Here is a 21,528-nt window from a genome sequence, read left to right as displayed (position 1 = left end):
ACCCGCTGGAGCTGGTGGACGGTTGTCGTCAGGCGGTGCGCCACCACGCGTAGTACTTGTCGCCGTAGCCGTCCATGATGTCCGCGTACTCGTGGTCCGCGTCCGGGAACTCGAAGAAGTCGTGCGGCACTTGGAGGTCGGTGAAGCGGGTGTCCAGGTCGCGGATGGTGGGCGCGAGGCGGGTGTCGAGGCGGCCGGACAGCAGCCGGACCTGGCTGGTGCGGCGCAGTTCCGGGGCGTTGGCGAGGACCAGGCTCCAGGGGTGGCAGAGGTCGTAGTACTCCTGGTCGCCGAAGTAGGTGTTGTTGACCCGGTCCTCCGGCTCGTCCTTGAGGTCGCGCAGGATCGCGGGGGCGACCGCGGACACCTTGCCGAAGATCTTCGGGTACTTCAGGCCGAGGTGCAGGGCGCCGAAGCCCCCCATGGAGAAGCCCTCGACGGTACGGGCGGCGGCTTCGGGAATCGTCCGGTAGGTGTCGTCCATGTGCCGGACCAGGTCGAAGGCGGTGATCTGGGCGAGCGGGCGGGCGCCGTCCTTGGAGTCGACGTACCAGCCGATCGGCAGGATCTGCGGGACGACGACGATCGCCGGGGGCATGACCTCGCCCCGGACCGCCTTGTCGATCCGCGCAACCATTTCGGAACCCTGGCGGGCGTTGCCGAACCCGCCGTGCAGCCAGTAGATGACGGGGAAGCGCCGGTCGGGCTCGGTCTCGTACTGGGGCGGGAGGTAGAGCTGGTAGCTGCCCTGGGCGTCCGCGCTGCCGCGCGAGGGCTGCGGGTAGAGACCGAAGGCGGTGAGTTCCTGGTCCTCCTGGACCTCGTCGATCCACTGCTGTTCGATCTCTGCCATCTGTTGCGGGGTCGTGCGTACCTTGTGGACCTTCTCTGGCACGGGGGTTGTCCTCTCGGGGATGGTCGTGGTGCGGTTCCCGGGTCCTCCGAGGCAGGTGCGGCAGCCCTCCGACCCACCAACCCGGTGTTCCATTACGTGGAATGCTGTACTCTCTTGTGGAACGCTCATCAGTGAAACCGTGCGACGGGAGCCTGTCAATGGCCGGGATCGAAACCGCAGAGGACTCACAGCCGGGCGGCCGCGGGGGACGCAGCTCCAGCGCGGGCAACGCCACCGACAAGGCGCTCAACCTGCTGGAGGCCGCCTCGGCCCCCGGCTATCCGCACCGTCTGGGAGACATCGCGGCCACCGCGGGAGTCCCCAAGGCCAGTGCGCACCGCATCCTCCAGAACCTGGTGGGGACAGGTTTCCTGGCCTCCGACGGGGCGGGGAGCTACAGCCCCGGGCCGCGGATCCGCGCGCTCGCGGCCCGGATCACCCAGGGCTGCGAGGAGGACCAGGTGATGCGGGCCGAACTCGAAGTTCTGGGCCGGCGCATCGGCCACACCGTGCACATGGGCGTGCGGACCGGCGACGTCGTGACCCTGCTGGTCAAGGTGTCCGGGCCGAACGCCGTGCAGGACTCCTCGCGGGTCGGCCAGCAGCTGTCGCTGCACACGACCGCGATCGGCAAGTGCGTGCTGTCCGGTCTGGCCGACGAGGAACTCACCGCGCTGGTGGACAGGTCGGGGCTGCCGCCCCGTACGGAGAACTCCCTCACCGGCCTCGCCGCACTGCGCGCGGAACTCGCCAAGGTGCGCGAGCAGGGTTTCGCCGTGGACGACGAGGAGAACGAACCCGGCGTACGCTGCCTGGCCGTACCGGTCCGCGACGCCAAGGGCGGGATCGTCGGCGCGGTCAACGTCTCGACGATCACCTTCCTGGAGACGCGGGAGGCCCTGGTGGGCTGGGCCGACACCGTGCGTACGACGGCGGAGGCGCTGCACGGCCTGCTGGGCTGACGCCCGACTGCGGGATCCCCGCCTTTACAACAAGGCGCGTCTGTACACCAGTCCATGATCCGCACGCTTATCTTTCGCGGCCGGCACCCCATTCCCCTTGCACGGATGCTGGACAGCAGGGCCCGGTTTCATCAGGGTTACACCACTGGGCCGATCGCGTCTCGTCCGCACTGCGGCCGAAAGACGCCCAGGCCCCGGTTCACCGGCCAGCCCCCGGTGGACCGGCATCACCGCAGTACCTGAGCCTGATCCTCGCGAGCAGCGGGAGCACCTCCGGTTCGTCGCCGCTCATTCCTCAGGACCGCCGGTTCCGCACGGCCCGCTCCGGCCGGCACCGCACGACGGTCCCCCGCGACGCACCCGACCCTCCGCACCTCCCGGCCCTCCGCCGGCCGACTCGCACCCTCCGTGAACACGCGCAGGTGGCCCCCTCCTCTTGCGGGTGCCGCCCGGGCCCCGCGACCCCCTCGTCCGCGCCCGGCACGTGCAGATGTTCCTCATGACACCCAGCTGCCCGCCTTCCGGCCCCTGTTGCCCTGGCGGACCTCCCGTGGCGCAAGGAGAAGTACATGCACTCCCTCGACTCCACCTCCGGCCGGCTCACCCCGAGATCGCTCCGGACCGCACGCACCGGCCTCGTCGCCGCGTGCGCCGCGCTCGCCCTGACCCTGACCGCCTGCGGCGGCGGCAAGACCGCGGCAACCGGCGCCCAGAGCACCGGCAAGGCGGTGCCCGGCGACACCCTGACCGTCGCCGAGCAGCAGGCCCCGCCCACCCTCGACCCGGGCAGCCTGGACCTCGGTTTCGTCGACTTCACGATGCTGTCGTACGAGTCGCTGTTCTACCTCTCCCCCGAGGGCACCGTGCAGCCGGCGCTGGCCAAGTCCTGGAAGTACGTGGGCTCCGGCAACACCGAACTGTCGGTCACCCTGCGCTCGGGCGTGAAGTTCGCCGACGGCGAGGCGGTCACCGCCGACGCGGTGAAGGCCTCCCTGGAGTACGCGAAGAAGGCCCAGGGCAACCAGGCGCACTACCTGACGGACGCCACCATCACGGCCACCGGCCCGCTCACCCTGACCATCAAGCTGGCCAAGGCCAACCCGATCCTGCCGACCCTGCTGACCCAGTCGTACGGCATCGGGCAGATCATCAGCCCCAAGGGTCTGGCGAGCGCGTCGAGCCTGACGCCGACCAAGACCAGTCAGGGCGCGGGTCCCTACGTCTACCAGCCGTCCGACAGTGTGGCCGGCGACCACTACACGTACACCGCCAACCCCGGCTACTACGACAAGTCCAAGCAGCACTACAAGAAGATCGTGATCCGGATCGTGCAGAACGGCCAGACCGCGGTCAACGCCATGAAGACCGGCCAGATCGACGTCTACAAGGGCGACTACACCTCCGCCGCCTCGGCCAAGGCCGCGGGCATGTCCACCGTCGGCCTCCCGGTGATCCTCCAGGGGCTGAGCCTGATCGACCGCGCGGGCGAGGTGTCCAAGCCGCTCGGCGACGTCCGGGTCCGCCAGGCGATCAACTACACCATCGACCGGGACGCCGTCACCAAGGCCCTGCTCGGCTCGGCGGGGACACCGACCGTGCAGACCGTCATCAAGGGCGGCGACGGCTACTCGGAGGAGATGGCGAAGGAATACCCCTACGACCCGGCGAAGGCCAAGCAGCTGCTCAAGGAGGCCGGTTACACGGACGGCTTCACGCTGCCCGTCCTCGCCGCCACCTTCGTCGGCTTCGACACGATGGCCGAGGCGATCGCCGGCCAGCTGTCCAAGGTCGGCATCAAGGTGAAGGTCACCGCGGTCACCAGCATCACCTCGTTCGTGGAGAACCAGACCAACCACAAGTACCCGGCGGTCTCCGGCGGCTTCACCGAGGAGCCGATGTACCTGGAGGGCCTGGACCTCTTCATGCCCGGCTCGAAGGTCTTCAACGGCTTCGGCAGCACCGCCCCCGAGCTGACCGAGCTGTTCGACAAGGCGGCCGCCGCCGAGCCGGCCGAGCGCGCGAAGCTCGACCAGCAGATGCAGGAGTACCTGGTGAAGAACGCCTGGTACGCCCCGGTCGCCTTCACCCCCGTCAACTACTACGTCCGCCCCGGCATCGGCGGGGTGAAGGTCAGCGCGGGCGCCCCCTTCGTGAGCCCGCTGGCCATCTACGCCACCAAGTAAGCGCTCCGGGCGGCCCCCGGCCTGACCACGGGGGCCGCCCGGCCCGAGAAAGGAGTGAGGTGAGATGCACAGGATCCTCTTCCGCTGGCTCGTCGGCGCGGTTCCCGTCGTGTTCGGCGTGACCGTCCTGACGTTCGTCCTGACCAGCCTGGTCCCCGGCGACCCCGGCCGCACCATCCTCGGCGCGAACGCCAGTCCCGCTCAGGTCAAGGCGCTCGACGCCCAGCTCGGCCTCGATCATCCGCTGCTGGTCCGCTACTGGGACTGGCTGACCGCAGCCCTGCACGGCGACCTCGGCGACTCGATCACCTCCGGCGTCCCGGTGAGCGACCAGCTCAGCTCCCGGCTGGGCACCACCCTGTCACTGATCGGCGGCGCGATCCTGGTCGCCGCCGTCGCCGGCGTCGCCCTCGGTGTCCTCAGCGCGCTCAAGGGCGGATGGCTGGGGCGCGCCGTGGACGGCATCGCGCTGGTCGGCCTCGCGGTGCCGAACTTCTGGTTCGGGCTGGTGCTGATGACCGCGTTCGCCGTGCAGCTGCCGCTCTTCCCCGTCTCGGGGTACGTGCCGTTCACCGACTCCCCGGTGCAGTGGTTCGAGTCCCTGGTCCTGCCGGTGCTCACCCTCGGGGTGCCGGCCACCGCGCCGGTCGCCAAACAGACCCGGGACGGCGTCCTCACCCAGCTCGACCGGGAGTACGTCCGGGTGCTGCGCGCCCGGGGCGTCCCGGAACGCTCGGTGGTCTTCCGGCACGTGCTGCGCAACGCGGCCGCGCCCATCGTCACCGTCCTCGGCGTGGTCGTCGTGACCCTGTTCGGCGGGACCGTGCTCGCCGAGACCCTGTTCGTCATGCCGGGCCTCGGCGGCCTGGCCGTGACCGCCGCGCAGACGCAGGACATCCCGATGGTCCAGGGTGTCGCGCTCGTCTTCACGGTCACCGTGATGCTGATCAACCTCCTCATCGAAGTGGTGTACGCGATGCTCAACCCGAAGGTGCGGACATGAAGGCCCCGGCGATGGCGCACAGGACGGCGTCCGGGAGCGGCGGCCCTCGACGGGGTGCGGCACGGCGTGGGTTCACCGCCCGGCTGCTGCGCAAGCCCGCCGCGGCCGTCTCCGCCGGCTACCTCCTCCTCGTCGTCCTGGTCACCGTGCTGGCGGGCCCGCTCGCTCCCTACGACCCCGACGAGCAGGACCTGACCGCGGCGCTGCAGGGCCCCAGCGGCGCGCACTGGCTGGGCACCGGCGAACTCGGCCGCGACGTGCTCAGCCGGCTGATGCACGGCGGGCAGATCACCCTGCTCGGCGTGCTGATCACCCTGGCCGTGTACCTGCCCCTCGGGGTCCCGGCCGGGATGGTCGCGGGCTACCGGGGCGGCTGGTTCGACCGGCTGGTCCTCAAGAGCGCCGACCTGATCTCCGCCGTCCCCGTGATCATCGTCCTGCTGGTGGTCCTGTCGGTGTTCACCGGCAACGAGAGCGCGGCCATGGCCGCCAACGGCCTCCTCGGCGCTCCCCTGCTGGCCCGGGTCGTGCGCTCGGCGACGCTCGGGGTGAAGGAGGAGCTGTACGTCCGGGCGGCGGTGGCGGGCGGCATCCGCGACCGGGTCATCATCCGGCGCCACGTCCTGCCCCGGGTCACCGGAGTGGTCCTCGTCCAGGCCTCCGTGTTCGGCGCCTACGCCGTGCTCCTGGAGACCGGGCTCGGCTTCCTCGGCCTCGGCACCACCCGGGCGAGCTGGGGCAGCATGATCGCCGAGGCGTCCAAGAACATCGGCACCGACCCCTGGTTGCTGGTTCCCTCCGGCTTCATGATCGTCAGCTTCATCCTGGCGCTCGGCCTGCTCAGCGACGGCCTGCGCGACACGCTCGCCGAACGGTACGCGCCCCCGGCCGACAGGCCGCCGTCCCGCCGCATGGGCCGGCCGCGGGGAGCCGCGCCGGAACCGGTGCGGGCCGAGGTCACGGGCACGGTCACCGGCACCGGCACCGGCACCGGCACGGACACGGACACGGACACGCCGCGGGTGATCGAGGAGCCCGACCCCGACGCGCTGCTGTCGGTGCGCGGTCTGACGGTGTCGCTGCGCATCGAGGGCACGCCCACCGAGGTCGTCCGGGACGTGTCGTTCGACCTGCGGGCCGGCGAAGTCCTGGGCATCGTGGGCGAGACCGGCTGCGGCAAGACCGTCACGGCCACCTCGCTGCTGGGCATGCTGCCCGCCGGCGGCGCGATCACCGCCGGCACCGTCCTCTTCGAGGGCGCCGACCTCGCCCGCGCCGATGCCGCCGCGCTGCGCCGCGTCCGGGGCCGTCGTATCGGATGGATCGCCCAGGACCCCGTCTCCGGTCTCGACCCGTCCTTCACCGCCGGCGCCCAGGTCGCCGAGGTCGTACGCCTGCACACCGGATGCTCCCGCAGGCAGGCCCGGGAGCGCACCCTGGAGCTCTTCGCGCAGGTACGGCTGCCCGACCCGGCCCGGGTGGCCGGCAGCTACCCGCACCAGCTCTCCGGCGGCATGGCCCAACGGGTCGGCATCGCGGCCGCGTTGGCGGGCGACCCCGCCCTGGTGATCGCCGACGAGCCGACCACCGCCCTCGACGTGACCGTGCAGGCGGAGATCCTCGACCTGCTGCGCGAACTGCGGGCGGGCGGTACCTCCGTCATCCTCATCACCCACGACTGGGGTGTGCTGGCCGACCTCTGCGACCGCGCTGTCGTGATGTACGCCGGCGAGGTCGTCGAGGAGGCCGAGGTCACCGATCTCGTCACCACGCCCGCGCACCCTTACACGGCCGGTCTGCTGGGGTCCGACCCCCATCACGCCCTGCCGGGGCAGCCGTTGCCCGCCGTGGAGGGGGCGGTACCGCCCCCGACCCAGTGGCCCGTCGGCTGCCACTTCCAGAACCGCTGCCCGCGGGTGACCGACGCCTGCAAGGAGAAACCCGTCGTGATCTCCCACCTGGTCGAACTGGAACGGTCGACGCGATGCATCCGCCCGCTCGAACTGATCGGAGGAGGAGCACATGAGTGAGCTTCTCCGGGTGCGCGGCCTGGACGTCACCTACCGCCGCTCCCGGCGGCACGGCGGCGACGTCAGCGCCGTACGCGGCGTGGACCTGACCGTGGGCCGCGGCGAGACCGTCGGCCTGGTCGGCGAGTCCGGTTCCGGCAAGTCGACGATCGGCTCGGCCGTGCTGGGGCTGGTACCGGTGACGGGCGGCAGCGTCGAGTTCGACGGCGCCGACATCACGCACGGCACCCGCGCGGACCGCCGGCTGCTGGCCCGCCGTATGCAGGTGGTCTTCCAGGACCCGTACGGCTCCATGAACCCGGCGCACACGGTCGGAGACACCCTCGCCGAGGCACTCCGTTACAACCTGGGCCTGCCCGCGGACGAGATCCGCGAGCGCGTCCTGCGCGCCCTCGACGACGTCGGCCTGCCGCCCGGCGCCGCCCACCGCTACCCGGCCGCCTTCTCCGGCGGGCAGCGCCAACGCATCGCCATCGCCAGGGCGTTGGTCATGGAGCCGGACTTCGTCGTGTGCGACGAGGCGGTCAGCGCCCTCGACCTGTCCGTGCAGGCGCAGGTCCTCAACCTGCTGGCCCGCCTCAAGCGGACCCGGGGCCTGAGCTACCTGTTCATCTCCCACGACCTGGCCGTGGTGCGCTACCTCAGCGACACGGTCGTCGTCCTGTACGCCGGCCGGGTCGTCGAGCGCGGCCCGGCGGCCCTGGTCGCCGACCACCCCTCCCACCCCTACACCCGGGCCCTGCTCGCCGCCGCCCCGGTCCCTGACCCGATCGTCCAGCGCCGCCGCCAGGCCGAGCGGCGCCTCGCGAGCACGACCGTCCCGGCCGGCCCGGTGACCGGACAGGTCGGCGCGGGGTGTGCCTTCGCCGCCCGCTGTCCGTTCGCGCAGGAGATCTGCCGCTCCGACCAGCCCGCACTGGTGGAGCACGACGGGGTCGCCGTCGCCTGCCACCGCCGCGACGAGATCGCCGCCGGTACGGCCATGCCCCTCCGGTCCCCGGCCGGGGCCGCCTGACCACCCAGCGGGCCCCGCCAGACCACCCGGCAGGCCTTGCCTCTCCCACCGCCCCCGCCCCACAAGGAACTCGATGACCGCCACCGCCCCCGCCTCCACCACCTCCTTCGACATCGCCGCACTCCTGCCCGACGGCACGCACCTCATCGCCGGCGAGTGGGTCCCCGCCCGCTCCAAAGCCGTACTGGAAGTCATCAACCCGGCCACGGGCGCCCTGCTCGCCCGGGTGCCCCGCGGTACGGCCGAGGACGTCGACGACGCCGTACGCGCCGCCGAGGCGGCGCTGCCCGCCTGGCGCGACACCAGCCCCGCCGTGCGCGGCGAACTCCTCTACCGCTGGGCCGAGTTGGTGCGCGAGCACGACGACGACATCAACCGGCTGGAGGCCATGGAGGTCGGCCACCCCGTCGGCCCCTCCCCCATCGCCGCCCGCCTCACCTACCTCGCCGGCAAGGCCGACAAGGTCTTCGGCGACACCCTGCCCACCCGCTCCCCCGACCTGCTCGGCCTGACCCTGCGCGAGCCGTACGGCGTCGTCGGCGCGATCATCCCCTGGAACGCGCCCGGCCCGATGACGGTGTTCAACACGGCCGCGCCGATCGCCGCCGGCAACACCGTCGTCCTCAAGCCGGCCGAGGACGCCCCGCTCACGGCGCTGTACCTGGCCCGGCTCGCGCAGGAGGCGGGGATCCCGCCCGGCGTCCTCAACGTCGTCACCGGCTACGGCGCCGAAGCCGGTGCCGCGCTCCCCGCCCACCCCGGCATCCGCAAGATGAGCTTCACCGGCTCGCCCGCCACCGGCACCGCCGTGATGGCGGCCTGCGCCCGCAACCTCATACCCCTGCAACTGGAGTTGGGCGGCAAGTCGCCCCAGATCGTGCTGCCCGACGCCGACCTGGCGAAGGCGGTCCCGGCGATCGTACGCAGCATCGTCATGAACAGCGGCCAGGTGTGCGCGGCCGGTTCCCGCGTCCTGGTGCACCCCGCGCTGCACGACCGGCTCGTGACCGAGGTCGCGGACGCCTTCCGCGCCGTCCGGGTCGGGCTGTGGGACCAGCCCGTCGACATGGGCCCGCTGATCAACGCCCGCCAGGAGAAGAGGGTCCTGGACTACCTGGCCGTCGGACGCGAGGAGGGCGCCGAAGTGGTCGTGGGCGGCGGCAAGTTGACCGGTGCGCCGTACGACGACGGGTACTTCGTCGAGCCGACCCTCTTCGACCGGGTCCGGCCCGGGATGCGCATCGCCCAGGAGGAGATCTTCGGCCCGGTGCTGTCCGTACTCACCTACGAGGACGAGGAGGAGGCCGTCGCCATCGCCAACGGCACCCGCTACGGCCTCACCGCCACCGTCTGGACGCGGGACATCGGCCGCGCCGTACGCCTGGCCCGCCGGGTCCAGGCCGGCCAGATCGCGGTCAACACCCTGGGGGACGGCGGGCCGGCCGGAGCCATCGGCGCCCCCTTCGGCGGCTACAAGCACAGCGGCTTCGGCCGCTCCATGGGCCCCGACTACCTGGAGGACTGGACGCAGGTGAAGTGCGTGGTCATCAACGCCGGCTGACGCCGGCGGCCCTGGCCCTCCGGTCGAACTCCCTGTTGAGGAAGGGCAGGAGAACGCTGCCGAACCGGGCCAGGGCGCGGGTGCCCGCGTCGGGGCAGATCACGAAGCGTCCTCGCTCGATGCCGTCCACGATGGCCGACGCGACCCGCTCCGGGGTGAGCGGCTTGATCGTCCCGCCGACCGCGCGGGTCTCGGCCGGCTTCCACTGGTTCTCCTCGGCGAGCTGCGGGGTGTCCACGTCCGGCGGGAAGACGACCCCGACGTGCACCCCGTGGGGTGTCAGCTCGGCCCGTACCGACTCCAGCAGCCCGCGTACGGCGAACTTGGCCGGTCCGTAGGCGCTGTAGCCGAAGATCCCGATCAGCCCGGCGGCCGACGAGACGGCGACGACGCTGCCGTGCCCGCGCTCCACCATGCCGGGGGCCACGGCCCGGATCGCGTACAGCGTGCCGAAGTAGTCGACGTCCATCATCTGCCGGAAGACCTCGTCGGGCAGTTCCAGGAAGTGTCCCGGACGGGCGAGCCCCGCCGACGTGACCAGGACGTCGCAGGGCCGGCCCTGCTCCTCCTCCAGTTCCCCGATGGCACGCGTGAGGGCCGTCCGGTCGGCCACGTCGGCCGCCCGCGCGGCGGCCGACAGCTCCTTCGCGGCCTCGCCCAGCCGCTCCGGCCCCCGTGCGATCAAGGACACCTTGGCCCCGCGGTCCGCGAACAGCCGGGCGGTGGCCAGCCCGATGCCGCTCGACCCGCCCGTCACGATCACGTGTGCCGAACCTGCGTCCAGTGAACGGGAGTTCCGCGGTCTCATGGCCGGGAGCGTATCGAAACGACCCGTCGCCGGCAGGACATCCGCCGGCGAGGCACAGCCAAGTGGCCGGGTGGCCAGGGCCCTGCCCCCACCGCTCGATCGGCGACCGCGTCGGACGGCTCGGCAGAGCCCGCTGCCCCGGGTCCTGGCTCGTTCCGGACCGCCCCGCAACGCCTCGATGGCTCCGGACAGATCGACCCCGTTCTCCCCCGTGCATCTGCCCCTCGGCGGGATCGCGCACCCGGGCCGGCCGGCCCGCAGGTGTCCCTGTGCTGTCCGGCTGTGGACCGGACGTGTTGTCAGTGGCTGCGGATACGGTGTGAGGTGATGGGCCGGACGGAGATCGTGAGGGACTCGCGGCCACGGGGGGTGGGTCGTACAGGCCCCGGCACCCAGCTCGGGACTGGAGGCATCTTGCCATGTCCCCACCCCCCGACTCCGTACCTCCGGGAGCCCTGAGCCCTCCTGAGGGCGCGAGGGCCGACCGTCGGGAAACCCTGGTGGCGGGTGAGGGGTGACGCGTCGCAGCGGCCGCGTCATGCTCTGCGCAGTCGGCTGCCGCCGATCAGCCGCCCGGGTGCTGATGTGGTTTCACGAGGCCGCTCTGATAAGCGACGACGACAAGCTGGGCGCGGTCGCGGACCCCGAGTTTGTTCATGGCCCGCTGGATGTGGCTGCGTACCGTCAACGGGCTGAGGACCAGCCGGTCGGCGATCTCGGCGTTGGACTTTCCGAGCGCGGCGAGGACGGTGACCTCACGTTCGCGGTCGGTCAGGGCCTTCACGGCGTCGGGGAGGGCGAGGAACTCGTCGGTGCCCGGGGTGGCCAGGAAGCGGGTGATCAAGGCCCGGGTGGCGGTGGGCGAGAGCAGGGCGTCGCCGTCCGCCACTGTGCGGATGCTCGACAGCAGGACCTCGGGGCTCACGCCCTTGCCGAGGAAGCCGCTCGCGCCGGCGCGCAGGGCGGCCGCGACGTTGGCGTCGTTCTCGAAGGTGGTCAGGATCAGGATGTGGGTGTCCGCCAGCTCGGGCCGGGAGCAGATGGCCGCGGTGGCCGCCACGCCGTCGGTGTTCGGCATGCGGATGTCCATGATGACCACGTCGGGGCGGTGCTCGGCGGTGCGGTCGACGGCTTCCCTGCCGTCGGCGGCCTCCGCGACCACGGTCATGTCCTCGACGGAGTCGATGAGGATGCGGAAGGTCGCCCGCAGCAGAGCCTGGTCGTCGGCGAGCAGGACACGGATGGTCATGGGTTCGGACTTTCGGCGTGGGCGGTGAACGGAAGGGTGCAGACGACCTCGAAGCCGCCCTGCGGACGATGACCGGCGTGGAAGGTGCCACCGACCGCCGTCGCGCGTTCGCGCATGCCGAGCAGGCCGAAGCCGCCGCCGTAGTGGGGTGCGGCCGTCGGCCGGTCGGGCGGGGTGTCGTTGGTGACCCGCAGGGTCAGGTGGCGGCGCGTGTAGGTCAGCCGGACCTGCGCGGTGCGCGTGACGGCGTGCTTGGTGACGTTCGTGAGGGCTTCCTGGAGGATCCGGTAGCACGTGAGGTCGAGGACGGGGCTGAGCGGGTGGGGCGGTCCTTCGGTGGTGACGCTCACCTCCAGGCCCGCCGCCGAGCAGGCGTCGACCAGGCCGGGGAGGTGCTCAAGTCCCGGTGCCGGAGCGAGTTCGTCCGCGGCGTCGGTGTCGTGGCGCAGGAGTCCGACGGTGGCCTTGAGTTCCCGCAGGGCCGCGGCGGTGGACTCCGGCAGTCTGGCGACGATCTCCAGAGCCTTCTCGGGGTCGGTCCGTGACAGGTGTGCCGCGGTGCCGGCCTGGGCGTCGGCCAGGGTGAGGTGGTGGGCGACGACATCGTGCAGTTCCCGTGCGATGCGCATGCGCTCCTGGACCACCCGGTGCCGTGCCTCTTCCTCGCGTTCGCGGGCCGCGTGCTCGGCGCGGGCCACCGCGTACTCACGACGTACCCGGACATAGCTGCCGAAGACCGCCGACAACAGCACCCAGGCCGCCGGGTTGACGATGGTCAGCACCGGGGAGTCGCGGAACGAGGGGAGCAGCAGTCCGGCGACGACCATGCCCGCGGCGGCCGCGAGTGCGCTGTTCCAGGTCGTACGGCGAGAGGCGCGCACACCCACGGTGTACTGGGCGGCCAGGAGCGGGCCCATCACTCCAGGCGTCAGCAGGTAGCCGAGGGCGCCCTGGCCGATGGCGCACAGGAGGGTGACGGCGAAGACCGGGAGGGGGTGGTCGTGGCGCCGGAACAAGGCGAGGCACCCCACGGCCGCGAGCGCGAGGCCGGGCCACAGGGACGGCGGCTCGGGCATGAGCACCCGGGTGAGGAGGACGCCGGCGACGGTGACGCCCAGCAGCAGTGCCACCGTCGCGACGTCGACGGCCGTCGGGCGGGTCGCTGCCCTGCGCTGCCAGTTCGTGCTCATCACACTCCGAGAGGGTTTCCCAGGTCAGCGTACTTGGGCAGGGGCGGGCTGCGGCGCCGTCGCGTCCGGAGCCGTGGCCCGCCCCTGCCGGTCGCCTCAGATGGAGGCCGGTGTCCTTCGGGCGTGCTCGCTGTGAGCCTCTCCCGTGCCGTCCGCCGGTGGCGCGGTGAGCCCGGCGCCCTCGACATCGACGCGGGGCAGCAGCCGGTCGAGCCATCGAGGCAGCCACCATGCCCTGTCACCGAGCAGGGCCAGTACGGCGGGCACGAGCGCCATCCGGACCACGAACGCGTCGAAGAGCACCGCGACGGCGAGCCCGAAACCGATGGTCTTGATCATCGACTCGCCGGAGGCGATGAACCCGGAGAAGACCGCGATCATGATGACGGCCGCCGCGCCGACGACCCGCGCGCTGTGCCGGAAGCCCGACACGACGGCCTGGGGAGCACGGTCACCGTGCACGTACGCCTCCCGCATCCGGGAGACGAGGAAGACCTCGTAGTCCATCGCCAGGCCGAAGACGATGCCGACCAGGAAGATCGGCATCAGGCTCATGATCGGGCCGGTCTGTTCCACGCCCAGCAGGTCCGCGCCCCAGCCCCACTGGAACACGGCCACGACCGCGCCGAGGGAGGCCAGCACCGACAGCAGGAATCCGAAGGCTGCCTTGACGGGTACGAGCACGGAGCGGAAGACCACCAGCAGCAGGAGCAGCGCCAGCAGGACGATGACCGCCAGGTAGGGCACCAGCGCGTCCTGCAGGGCCTGCGCCACGTCGATGTTCATCGCGGTGCTGCCGGTGATCTCGAACGTCGCGCCCGTCGTCCGTTCGAGGTCGGTGCGTTCCGATCGGATGGCCTTGACCAGGTCCTTCGTGGCCTCGGTGTTCGGTCCGGCGGTCGGGACCGCCGAGAGGAGCGCGGTGTCGCCGGCCGGGTTGAACCGCGCGGGAGACACGGACACGACACCGCTCGTGGAGCGGATCTCCGCGGCGATCTCCTTGACTGCCGCCTTGGGTTCTGCCGCGGCCCTGGCGTCCACCACGATCGTCAGCGGGCCGTTGAAGCCGGCGCCGAAGCCGTCGGCGAGGGCGTCGTAGGCGCGCCGTTCGGTGGAGGAGACGGGCTTGGACTCGGCTCCCGGCATGCCCATCTCCAAGTGCGTGGCGGGCAGGGCCAGGATGCCCAGACCGGCCACGCAGGCCACCAGCACGGACACCGGACGGCGCAGCACGAACCGGGCCCACCGGGAACCGCCGTTTCCCACGGCACGGTCGTCCGCACCGCCGTTTTCCACGGCACCGTTGTCCGCGCCGCCGTTGTCCGCGCCGCCGTTGTCCGCGCCGCCGTTGTCCGCGCCCGCGGCCGGTCGGCCGGCCGCGGGGCCGCGCTTGCGCGTGGCTCGGGAGAGCACCGCGTCGGGCCACATTCCGAGCAGGGCGGGGACCAGGGTGAGGGCGACCAGGACGGCGACGACCACGGCCCCCGCGGCGCACAGACCCATCTTGGTCAGCATCGGGACGCCGATCACCGACAGTCCGGCCAGCGCGATGACGACCGTCAGACCCGCGAACACCACGGCCGAGCCGGCTGTACCCGCGGCGAGGCCGACCGCCTCCCGAGGGTCGTGCCCGTTGGCGCGCTCCTCCCGGTAGCGGGAGACCACGAACAGGGCGTAGTCGATGCCGACCGCAAGGCCCAGCATCGAGGCCAGCGTCCCGGTGGTCGCGGAGAGCCCGAACACGCTGCCCAGGGCCAGGACGGACGCCATGCTGACCCCGACGCCGACGACGGCGGTGAGCAGCGGAAGACCCGCCGCCGCGAGGGAACCGAACGTCATCAGCAGGACCACGGCGGCGAGGGCGATGCCCATGGCCTCGGCCGTACCGCCCGCCGCAGGCTGCTCCGCCAGGGCGTCACCGCCGACCTCGACGGTCAGGCCGGTGTCGCGGGCTTCGTCGATGGCCTTCTCCAGCGCGGCCTTGTCGGCGTCGGTCAGCTCGGCGGCCTTCACCTTGAAGGTCACCGTGGCGTAGGCGGTCGAGCCGTCCTTGCTGATCGCGCCCGCCCTGAACGGGCTCACGGCACTGGCGACCTCCGGCTCGTCGGCGGCCTTCGAGACGAGCGCGTCGACGGCCGCACGGTGGCCGGCCGCGGTCACCTTCTCGCCGTCGGGGGCGACGAAGACGATCCGCGCGCCGGCGCCTTCGGCGTCCGTGCCGGGGAAGCGCTCACCGATCAGGTCGAAGGCCTTCTGTGCCTCGATGCCCGGCATGAACGACGTGCCGTCGTCGGAGGAGGCCGGAGCCCTGACGGCGCCGAGGCCGACGGCGCCGAGGGCCACGGCCCACAAGAGCGTCACGAGCCAGCGCCGCCGGAAGGCGGTCCGGCCCATCCGGTACAGGAAGGTAGCCACGGGAAAGGGGTCTCCAGGTCTGGGCGGGGATGGATCACCAGCCTGGCCCGGCCGGGGGTGCCGGGGCATCGTGCCGGTGCGGGCACTTCCGCCTGGTGCTGCCGCACGCACCGGCGCGCCGCCGTCCTCCTTGAGGAGGAGCACGGCATGCGACACAGGCATGACGCCCGTCGTCGACCTGCCCCTTCTCACCTTCCGAGACGTTTCAGTCCCCATGTCACGCAGCCGTACAGGCGGATGACAGCGGCAGGTGGCGGGGCGGACGGGCCGTTCCTCTTCCGGCTCGGCAGCAGCCACCTGCTCCTGCTGTGGTCCAGCCACGGCGACCGGGGCTACGCCATGGGCCTCGCGCACTCCGCGTCGGGCTGATCACCGGGCTGGATCCAGGACGAGGAGGCGCTCGCGGTCGTCAGACGTCTCGTGGAAAACGACACGACGATCACGATCGCCGCCGCCGGCCCGGCGTCGTGACCGGCGCCCTCACCCTGCCGGGCGGCCCTGGCATCGTCACCCGTGTCACTGCTCGGCCGCCGCCAGTGCCGCCTGTGCCTTCTTGCGGTAGGTGGCGAGCTTGTCCGCCGGGGCGATGACCTGGCGGCTGCGGGACTTGACGGACACGTCATGGCCCTCGGCCGCCTTGCGCAGCGCGCCGACGGTGGCCCGGGTGCGCGGGACGTGGGCGAACGGGTCGAACGAGTACCAGCGCATCGCGTTCCCGTGGGTCATCTTGTCGGTCTCGTCGTCCGTCACGGAGTTGGCGGTGAGCACCTCGTGCAGCTGCTCCGGCGCGTTCGGCCACATGGAGTCGCTGTGCGGGTAGTCGGCCTCCCAGCAGATGTTGTCGATGCCGATCTCGTTGCGCAGCCGCACCCCGATCGGATCGCTGATGAAGCAGGTGAGGAAGTGCTCGCGGAAGATCTCCGAGGGCAGCTTGCCGCCGAAGTCCTGGAGGGTCCACGTGGCGTGCATCTCGTAGGTGCGGTCGAGCCGCTCCAGGAAGTAGGGGATCCAGCCGGTGCCGCCCTCCGACAGGGCGATCCTGATGGCCGGGTACTCCTTGAGCACGCGGGACCACATCAGGTCGGCGGCGGCCTGGACGAGGTTGATCGGCTGGAGGGTGATCATCACGTCCGGCGGGGCGTCGGGGGCGGTGACGGCGAGGCGTCCCGAGGAGCCGATGTGCAGGTTCATCACCGTGCCGCAGTCGGTCAGGGCACGCCATACCGGGTCCCAGTACTCGGAGTGGAAGCTGGGGTAGCCGAGCGGGACCGGGTTCTCGGGGAAGGTGAGCGAGTGGCAGCCCTTCTCGGCGACCCGGCGGATCTCCTGGGCGCACAGTTCGGCGTCCCAGATGGCGGGCAGGGCCATCGGGATGAACCGGCCGGGATGGGCGGCGCACCACTCGTCGATGTGCCAGTCGTTGTAGGCGCGGACCAGGGCGAGCGAGAAGTCGGAGTCCTCGGTGGCGAACAGGCGGGCGGAGAAGCCGGGGAAGGAGGGGAAGTTCATCTGCGCGAGGACGCCGCCGGCGTTCATGTCGGCGACCCGCTCGTCGACGTCGTAGCAGCCGGGCCTGATCTCGTCGAGGCCCTGCGGGTCCATGCCGTACTCCTCCTTGGGGCGGCCGGCGACCGCGTTGAGCGCGGCGTTGCCGACGCTGTTGTCCCGGAACTGCCACACGTCGCTGCCGTCCTCGCGGTGGACCAGGCGCGGGGCGTCCTTCTTGTAGCGGTCCGGCAGGTGGTTCGCGAACAGGTCGGGCGGCTCGATGATGTGGTCGTCGACGCTGATGAGGATCATGTCGTCGCGGTTCATGCGGGCTCCTTGGGGCTCGGGTCAGTCCGATGCGGGCAGTGCCTTGGGCGCCTTGATCTGCAACGGCTGTCCGCCGTAGGTGAGTTGACCTGCGCCGGAGGCGGTGCAGAGGAGTTCGAGGGTGTCGGCGGCGTCGACGTACCGCTTTCCGATGAGCGTGCCGGACGGTTCTTCGTCGGCCGGTGCGGCGGGGGCGTCCCGGGCCGGGACCATCGGCAGGCCGCCGCACTCGATCGGGCCCTCCGCACTCGCCGGGGCCCGGATGACGATCACCCGGGTGGTGGAGGTGGCGGAGGCGAGCTGGTCACCTGGGCGAGGGAGCAGCGCCATTGCGCGGTTCTCCTTCCGGTGCGGGTGAATCGACTTCTGGTGCGGGTGAATCGGCTTGTGGTGCGGGTGAATCGGCTTCTGGGGCGGGTGCGTCGGCCGGCTTCGGAGCGACGGCGGGACCGCCGAGGCGCTCCCCGAGCCGGTCCAGGTCGTAGGACTGCCGGACGAGCCAGAAGCGCAGGAAGCCGCTGAGCGAGTAGCGGAGGAAGAGCGCGGCGCCCACCACGGCGGCCGTGATGCCGCCGAGGCCGAGGGAGAGCGCGTCCCCCTGTGCGAGCGAGTTGTCCGTGGCGTGGGCGAGGGGGAAGGCGAGGGCACCGAGCGCGAGGCCCGCGGTCATGAGCAGTCCGCCGAGGCGGAGCCAGAGGGCGGTGCGCGCCGCGGCGGGGTCGGGGATCTTCAGTTCGGCGAGTTCACGGACGAACCGGTCCGCCCGCGAGGCCGGTACGGGGGTCGACGTCATGTGGGGCTCCCCAGGTAGTAGGTGGACAGTTCGGCCTGCAGGGAGCTGTCGGGGTGCCCCTGCCACTGGACGCGGCCACGGACCAGGACGGCGGCGTGGTCGGCGATCTTCAGTACGGCTGCGGCGAACTGCTCCACGACCAGCACCGCGACGCCCTGCCGGGCGATCCCGGCGACGAGTTCGTACAGTTCGGCGACGACCAACGGGGCGAGCCCCATGGAGAGTTCGTCGAGGAGGAGCACGGCGGGATCGGTGGCCAGGCCGCGGGCGAGGGCGAGCATCTGCTGCTCGCCGCCGGAGAGGGTGCCGGCCTGCTGGGTGCGGCGGGCGGCGAGGACGGGGAAACGGCTGTACGCGGTCTCCTCGATCTCCTCCCGGCGGCGGCCGCGGCCGCAGAAGGTCATCATCAGCAGGTTGTCGCGGACGGAGAGGTTGGGGAAGACGCCGCGGCCCTCCGGGATCAGGCAGACCCCGGCGCGGGCCAGGCGGCCGGGACGGATGCCGGTGACGTCCCGGCCGCCCATCAGCAGGTGCCCGGCGCCGGCCGGATGCAGTCCGGCGGCGACCTTCAGGACAGTGGTCTTGCCCGCGCCGTTGGGTCCCAGGAGTGCCACCACCTGGCCCGCGGCGACGGTCAGATCCACACCGTGCAGCACGGTGATGCCGTGGTAGGCGGCGCGGACGCCGCGGAGTTCCAGCAGCGGGCCGGCGTACACGGTCATGGCTCCCCCAGGTAGGCCGCGAGGACGGTCTCGTTCTGCTGGATCCCGGCCGGCGGGCCGCACGCCACGACCCGGCCGAGGTCGAGGACGTACACGTCGTCGCAGACGGCCATGACCAGGCTCATGTCGTGTTCGACCAGGACGACCGCCGTGCCCTCGGCCGCCAGGGAGCGCAGCAGGCCGGCGAAGCGCTCGGTCTCCTCGGCGTCCTGTCCGGCCGCGGGTTCGTCGAGGAGCAGCAGACGGGGGCTCTGGACGAGCGCGCGGCCGACCTCGACGAGGCGGGCGATGCCGGTGGGCAGGGCGTCCGCGGGGGCCTGGGCCGTGTCGGTCAGGCCGAGGCGTGCCAGGACCTCGTCCGCCGTACGGGCCGCGTGGCCGCGTCGGGGCCCGAGTTCCGCGGCGACGAGGAGGTTGTCGCGGACGGAGAGCCGGCCGAAGAGTTCCAGGTGCTGGAAGGTCCGGGACAGTCCGCGCCGTGCCCGGCGGGCAGGCCCCTCGCGGGTGATGTCCCGGCCGTCCAGCCGCACCCGGCCGGTCTGCGGGCGGCGGAGCCCGGAGACGGTGTCGAACAGGGTGCTCTTCCCGGCCCCGTTGGGGCCGATCAGGCCGGTGACCCGGCCGGCCTCGGCGGCCAGCGACACCCGGTCCAGGGCCCGCCGGCCGCCGAACGCGACGGTGATCCCCTCGACTTGCAGCAGCGGTTCAGCTTGCGGCGGCGGTGGCACGGCTGAGCACCTCCCCGTCCTCGGGCCGCCATGGGCGTCGTACGCCCCACCACTCCGGCGGAATGTCGACGGGGGCGGCCTCGCGCATGGCGGCCCGGCCGCGCAGGGTCACGGCCGCCAGCAGGGCGACGGCCAGGGACGGCGGGCCGCCGTCCGGGACGAGGGCGGCGGACGCCCAGCACGCGGCGAGCACCCCGAGCAGTACGGTCAGCAGCGGCCGGTCGCGGCCGAGTGGCGCCCAGTCGGCCTTAAGCCGTGCGATCACACCGCTCGGACTGTGCGCGAAGCCCATGCCCGCGAGGGCGATGAGGAGGGCGGACAGGTTCTGTGCCCAGGGACCGAGCCCGTCCAGCAGTTGGGTGGGCACGACGTACGCGAGCCCCGTGAACAGGCCGGTGCCGACCGAGCCGAGGCCGCCGACGACCGCGATCAGGAAGACGGGCAGTCCGGCGACGAGGTTGAACCGGTCGGCGGTGACGGTCTGGAGCTGCATGCCGTAGAGGGCGCCGCCCAGTCCCGCGATGCCCGCGGAGAGGGCGAAGACCGCGACCTTGGCGACCAGCAGGCGGCCGCCGAGGGTGGCGTAGGCGGCCTCGCTGTCGCGCAGGGCGATCAGCCGGCGGCCGAAGCGGGCGCGCCGCAGCCACGCCACTCCGAGCGTGGTGACGGCGAGGCAGCCGGCGGCGATGACGAGCAGTTCGGCCGGTGCGGTGAGGTGCAGGCCGAACAGGTCGGGGCCGGTCACGGAGACCGAGCCCTGGTCGAACAGGGCGATGTGCACGCCCAGGACGTCGAAGGCCGGCAGGGTGAAGATCCACCGGTCGAGGACGGTGGCGAAGGCGACGGTGCCGAGCGCCAGGTAGATCCCCGAAAGGCGCAGCGCGGGCAGTGCGACCAGGGCGCCGACGGCAGCGGCGACGAGGACGGCGGCCGGCAGCGCCCACAGCTCGCCGTGCGCGCCGAGGTGGCCCCAGACCACCGCGCCGATCCCGGCGATGGAGAGCTGGCAGAGGGAGACCTGCCCCGCGTATCCGGCGAGCGGCACATAGGACAGGGCGATCACACCGAGCGAGAACAGCGTGCCGTACGAGATGACCTGGTCCTCGCTCAGCACGCTGACCAGGAACAGCGCGAGCACGAGGACGCTGCCCGCGAGGAGCAGGCTGCCCCGCCGGCCCGGCAGCGGGACGCGGACCACCGTTCGGTCGCGGCCGCGCAGCCGGCGGTGCGGGAAGGCGAGCAGCGCCAGGAAGAGCAGCAGGGCGGGGGCGGCGAGGCGCAGGCCGGGCAGGTAGTCGTTCTGTGGCAGGTAGCCGGCCAGGTAGGCCTCCATCAGGCCGACGACGACTGCGCCCAGGAAGGTGAGGGGCAGGCTGCGCAGCCGCCCGAAGACGGCGGCGGTGTAGGCGCTGACGATGAGCAGGGAGAGCTGCTGGGCGTCGAGCGCGACGGTGGGCGCGATGAGGATCCCGCCGATGGCCGCGAGCTGGATGCCGAGCACCCAGGCCAGCCGGCCGGCGCGCAGCGGATCGGCGCCGGTCAGCCCGGCGAGGGCGCGGTCGTCGACGCAGGCGCGCATCTCGGTGCCGGCCCGGGTGCGATGGAGCAGGAACCACAGGCCGGCGGCGATGGCGAGCGCGGTCGCCATGGTGGTCGCCTGGTGCCAGGTGACGACGGCCGGGCCGAGCCGGACGGCAGGCTGACCGGCGAAGAACGGGGTCAGTGGGCGCGGCGTGTCGGGATCCCAGACCCAGCGGGCGAGCGCGATGCAGCCGGCGAGCAACGCGACCGTCATGACGAGCCGTTCGGCCTCGCCCAGGGCCTGTACCGGGCGCATCAGGACCCGTTCGACGAACAGGCCGAAGGCGGGCGCGAGGACGAGGAGTACGACGGCCAGGGCGACCGGCACCGGCAGGCCCCAGCCGACGGCGAGCTGCCAGTAGGCGAAGGCGGCGAGCATTCCGGCCGCGCCGTGGGCGAAGTTGAAGACCCCGGCCGTGGTGTGGGTGAGCACCAGACCGCTACCGATCACGGCGTAGATGGCGGCGGTGCTCAGGCCGACCACCGTGAAGGCCAGGAACTGATCCATGGGTTGGAAACTAGCTTCTCACTAGAGGAGAATCAACCATTCGCACAAGGGGAGGTTGCTTCACGCGGCA

General features: G+C 72.1%; 18 protein-coding genes. 7 read left to right on the top strand and 11 right to left on the bottom strand.

The annotated features are described in order from the left end of the window. Positions 1-28 precede the first annotated feature (28 nt). Positions 29-853, bottom strand: a complete 825-nt coding sequence (locus ACFZB3_RS06985) for an alpha/beta hydrolase-fold protein (protein WP_391370886.1) — start codon at positions 851-853, stop codon at positions 29-31. Positions 854-1,053: 200 nt separating this feature from the next. On the opposite strand from ACFZB3_RS06985, the gene ACFZB3_RS06980 reads away from it, so the two are divergent. From ACFZB3_RS06980 to ACFZB3_RS06955, 6 genes are all read left to right on the top strand, one after another. After that, on the top strand, positions 1,054-1,857 hold the full coding sequence (locus tag ACFZB3_RS06980) for an IclR family transcriptional regulator C-terminal domain-containing protein (RefSeq protein ID WP_391370884.1): 804 nt from the start codon (positions 1,054-1,056) through the stop codon (positions 1,855-1,857). A 569-nt stretch (positions 1,858-2,426) separates the two neighbouring features. Next, positions 2,427-4,040, top strand: coding sequence for an ABC transporter substrate-binding protein (locus ACFZB3_RS06975; protein WP_391370881.1), 1,614 nt, complete (start codon positions 2,427-2,429; stop codon positions 4,038-4,040). 64 nt (positions 4,041-4,104) lie between these two features. Beyond that, a complete protein-coding gene (locus ACFZB3_RS06970) occupies positions 4,105-5,043 on the top strand; it encodes an ABC transporter permease subunit (protein ID WP_391370878.1) in 939 nt (312 codons plus the stop codon). Next, on the top strand, positions 5,040-7,073 hold the full coding sequence (locus ACFZB3_RS06965; protein ID WP_391370875.1) for an oligopeptide/dipeptide ABC transporter ATP-binding protein: 2,034 nt from the start codon (positions 5,040-5,042) through the stop codon (positions 7,071-7,073). The genes ACFZB3_RS06970 and ACFZB3_RS06965 overlap by 4 nt, the downstream gene beginning before the upstream one ends. After that, positions 7,066-8,088: an oligopeptide/dipeptide ABC transporter ATP-binding protein gene (locus ACFZB3_RS06960; protein ID WP_391370872.1), complete on the top strand. Its 1,023-nt coding sequence runs from the start codon at positions 7,066-7,068 to the stop codon at positions 8,086-8,088. Before ACFZB3_RS06965 ends, ACFZB3_RS06960 begins: the two co-directional genes overlap by 8 nt. A gap of 73 nt (positions 8,089-8,161) precedes the next feature. Then, complete coding sequence (locus tag ACFZB3_RS06955) at positions 8,162-9,649, top strand: aldehyde dehydrogenase family protein (RefSeq protein WP_391370869.1); 1,488 nt, start codon at positions 8,162-8,164, stop codon at positions 9,647-9,649. Here ACFZB3_RS06955 and ACFZB3_RS06950 read toward each other — a convergent pair. The 4 genes from ACFZB3_RS06950 to ACFZB3_RS06935 all read right to left on the bottom strand — a co-directional run bounded on the left by ACFZB3_RS06950 (position 9,636) and on the right by ACFZB3_RS06935 (position 15,311). Continuing rightward, complete coding sequence (locus ACFZB3_RS06950) at positions 9,636-10,457, bottom strand: SDR family NAD(P)-dependent oxidoreductase (RefSeq protein WP_391370867.1); 822 nt, start codon at positions 10,455-10,457, stop codon at positions 9,636-9,638. The genes ACFZB3_RS06955 and ACFZB3_RS06950 overlap by 14 nt on opposite strands. Before the next feature lie 565 nt (positions 10,458-11,022). After that, positions 11,023-11,706: a response regulator gene (locus ACFZB3_RS06945; RefSeq protein ID WP_391370865.1), complete on the bottom strand. Its 684-nt coding sequence runs from the start codon at positions 11,704-11,706 to the stop codon at positions 11,023-11,025. After that, positions 11,703-12,896: a histidine kinase gene (locus ACFZB3_RS06940; RefSeq protein ID WP_391370862.1), complete on the bottom strand. Its 1,194-nt coding sequence runs from the start codon at positions 12,894-12,896 to the stop codon at positions 11,703-11,705. Before ACFZB3_RS06940 ends, ACFZB3_RS06945 begins: the two co-directional genes overlap by 4 nt. 96 nt (positions 12,897-12,992) lie before the next feature. Then, a complete protein-coding gene (locus tag ACFZB3_RS06935; protein ID WP_391370859.1) occupies positions 12,993-15,311 on the bottom strand; it encodes an MMPL family transporter in 2,319 nt (772 codons plus the stop codon). 237 nt (positions 15,312-15,548) lie between these two features. Between ACFZB3_RS06935 and ACFZB3_RS06930 the strand changes: the two genes are divergently transcribed. Next, positions 15,549-15,680 (top strand): hypothetical protein, encoded by a 132-nt coding sequence (locus ACFZB3_RS06930; protein WP_391370857.1) that lies wholly within the window; start codon positions 15,549-15,551, stop codon positions 15,678-15,680. Positions 15,681-15,827: 147 nt separating this feature from the next. Here the strand turns inward: ACFZB3_RS06930 and ACFZB3_RS06925 are convergent, their stop codons facing one another. Genes ACFZB3_RS06925 through ACFZB3_RS06900 form a run of 6 tightly spaced genes read right to left on the bottom strand, consistent with a single transcriptional unit; the run spans position 15,828 to position 21,458 of the window. Beyond that, a complete protein-coding gene (locus ACFZB3_RS06925; RefSeq protein ID WP_391370854.1) occupies positions 15,828-17,126 on the bottom strand; it encodes an amidohydrolase family protein in 1,299 nt (432 codons plus the stop codon). Positions 17,127-17,147: 21 nt separating this feature from the next. After that, positions 17,148-17,456: a hypothetical protein gene (locus tag ACFZB3_RS06920; protein WP_391370851.1), complete on the bottom strand. Its 309-nt coding sequence runs from the start codon at positions 17,454-17,456 to the stop codon at positions 17,148-17,150. After that, positions 17,431-17,919 carry a hypothetical protein gene (locus ACFZB3_RS06915; RefSeq protein ID WP_391370849.1) on the bottom strand — a complete coding sequence of 163 codons (489 nt, stop codon included), beginning with the start codon at positions 17,917-17,919 and terminating at the stop codon, positions 17,431-17,433. Before ACFZB3_RS06915 ends, ACFZB3_RS06920 begins: the two co-directional genes overlap by 26 nt. Beyond that, a complete protein-coding gene (locus ACFZB3_RS06910) occupies positions 17,916-18,641 on the bottom strand; it encodes an ATP-binding cassette domain-containing protein (RefSeq protein WP_391370847.1) in 726 nt (241 codons plus the stop codon). The genes ACFZB3_RS06915 and ACFZB3_RS06910 overlap by 4 nt, the downstream gene beginning before the upstream one ends. Next, positions 18,638-19,369 carry an ATP-binding cassette domain-containing protein gene (locus ACFZB3_RS06905; RefSeq protein WP_391370844.1) on the bottom strand — a complete coding sequence of 244 codons (732 nt, stop codon included), beginning with the start codon at positions 19,367-19,369 and terminating at the stop codon, positions 18,638-18,640. Before ACFZB3_RS06905 ends, ACFZB3_RS06910 begins: the two co-directional genes overlap by 4 nt. Beyond that, positions 19,347-21,458: an ABC transporter permease gene (locus ACFZB3_RS06900; RefSeq protein ID WP_391370842.1), complete on the bottom strand. Its 2,112-nt coding sequence runs from the start codon at positions 21,456-21,458 to the stop codon at positions 19,347-19,349. The genes ACFZB3_RS06905 and ACFZB3_RS06900 overlap by 23 nt, the downstream gene beginning before the upstream one ends. Between the last annotated feature and the right edge of the window lie 70 nt (positions 21,459-21,528).

The sequence above is a fragment of the Streptomyces sp. NPDC008092 genome, from assembly GCF_042957285.1.
Classification (GTDB): domain Bacteria; phylum Actinomycetota; class Actinomycetes; order Streptomycetales; family Streptomycetaceae; genus Streptomyces.
This window is presented reverse-complemented; position numbering and strand designations above follow the sequence as displayed.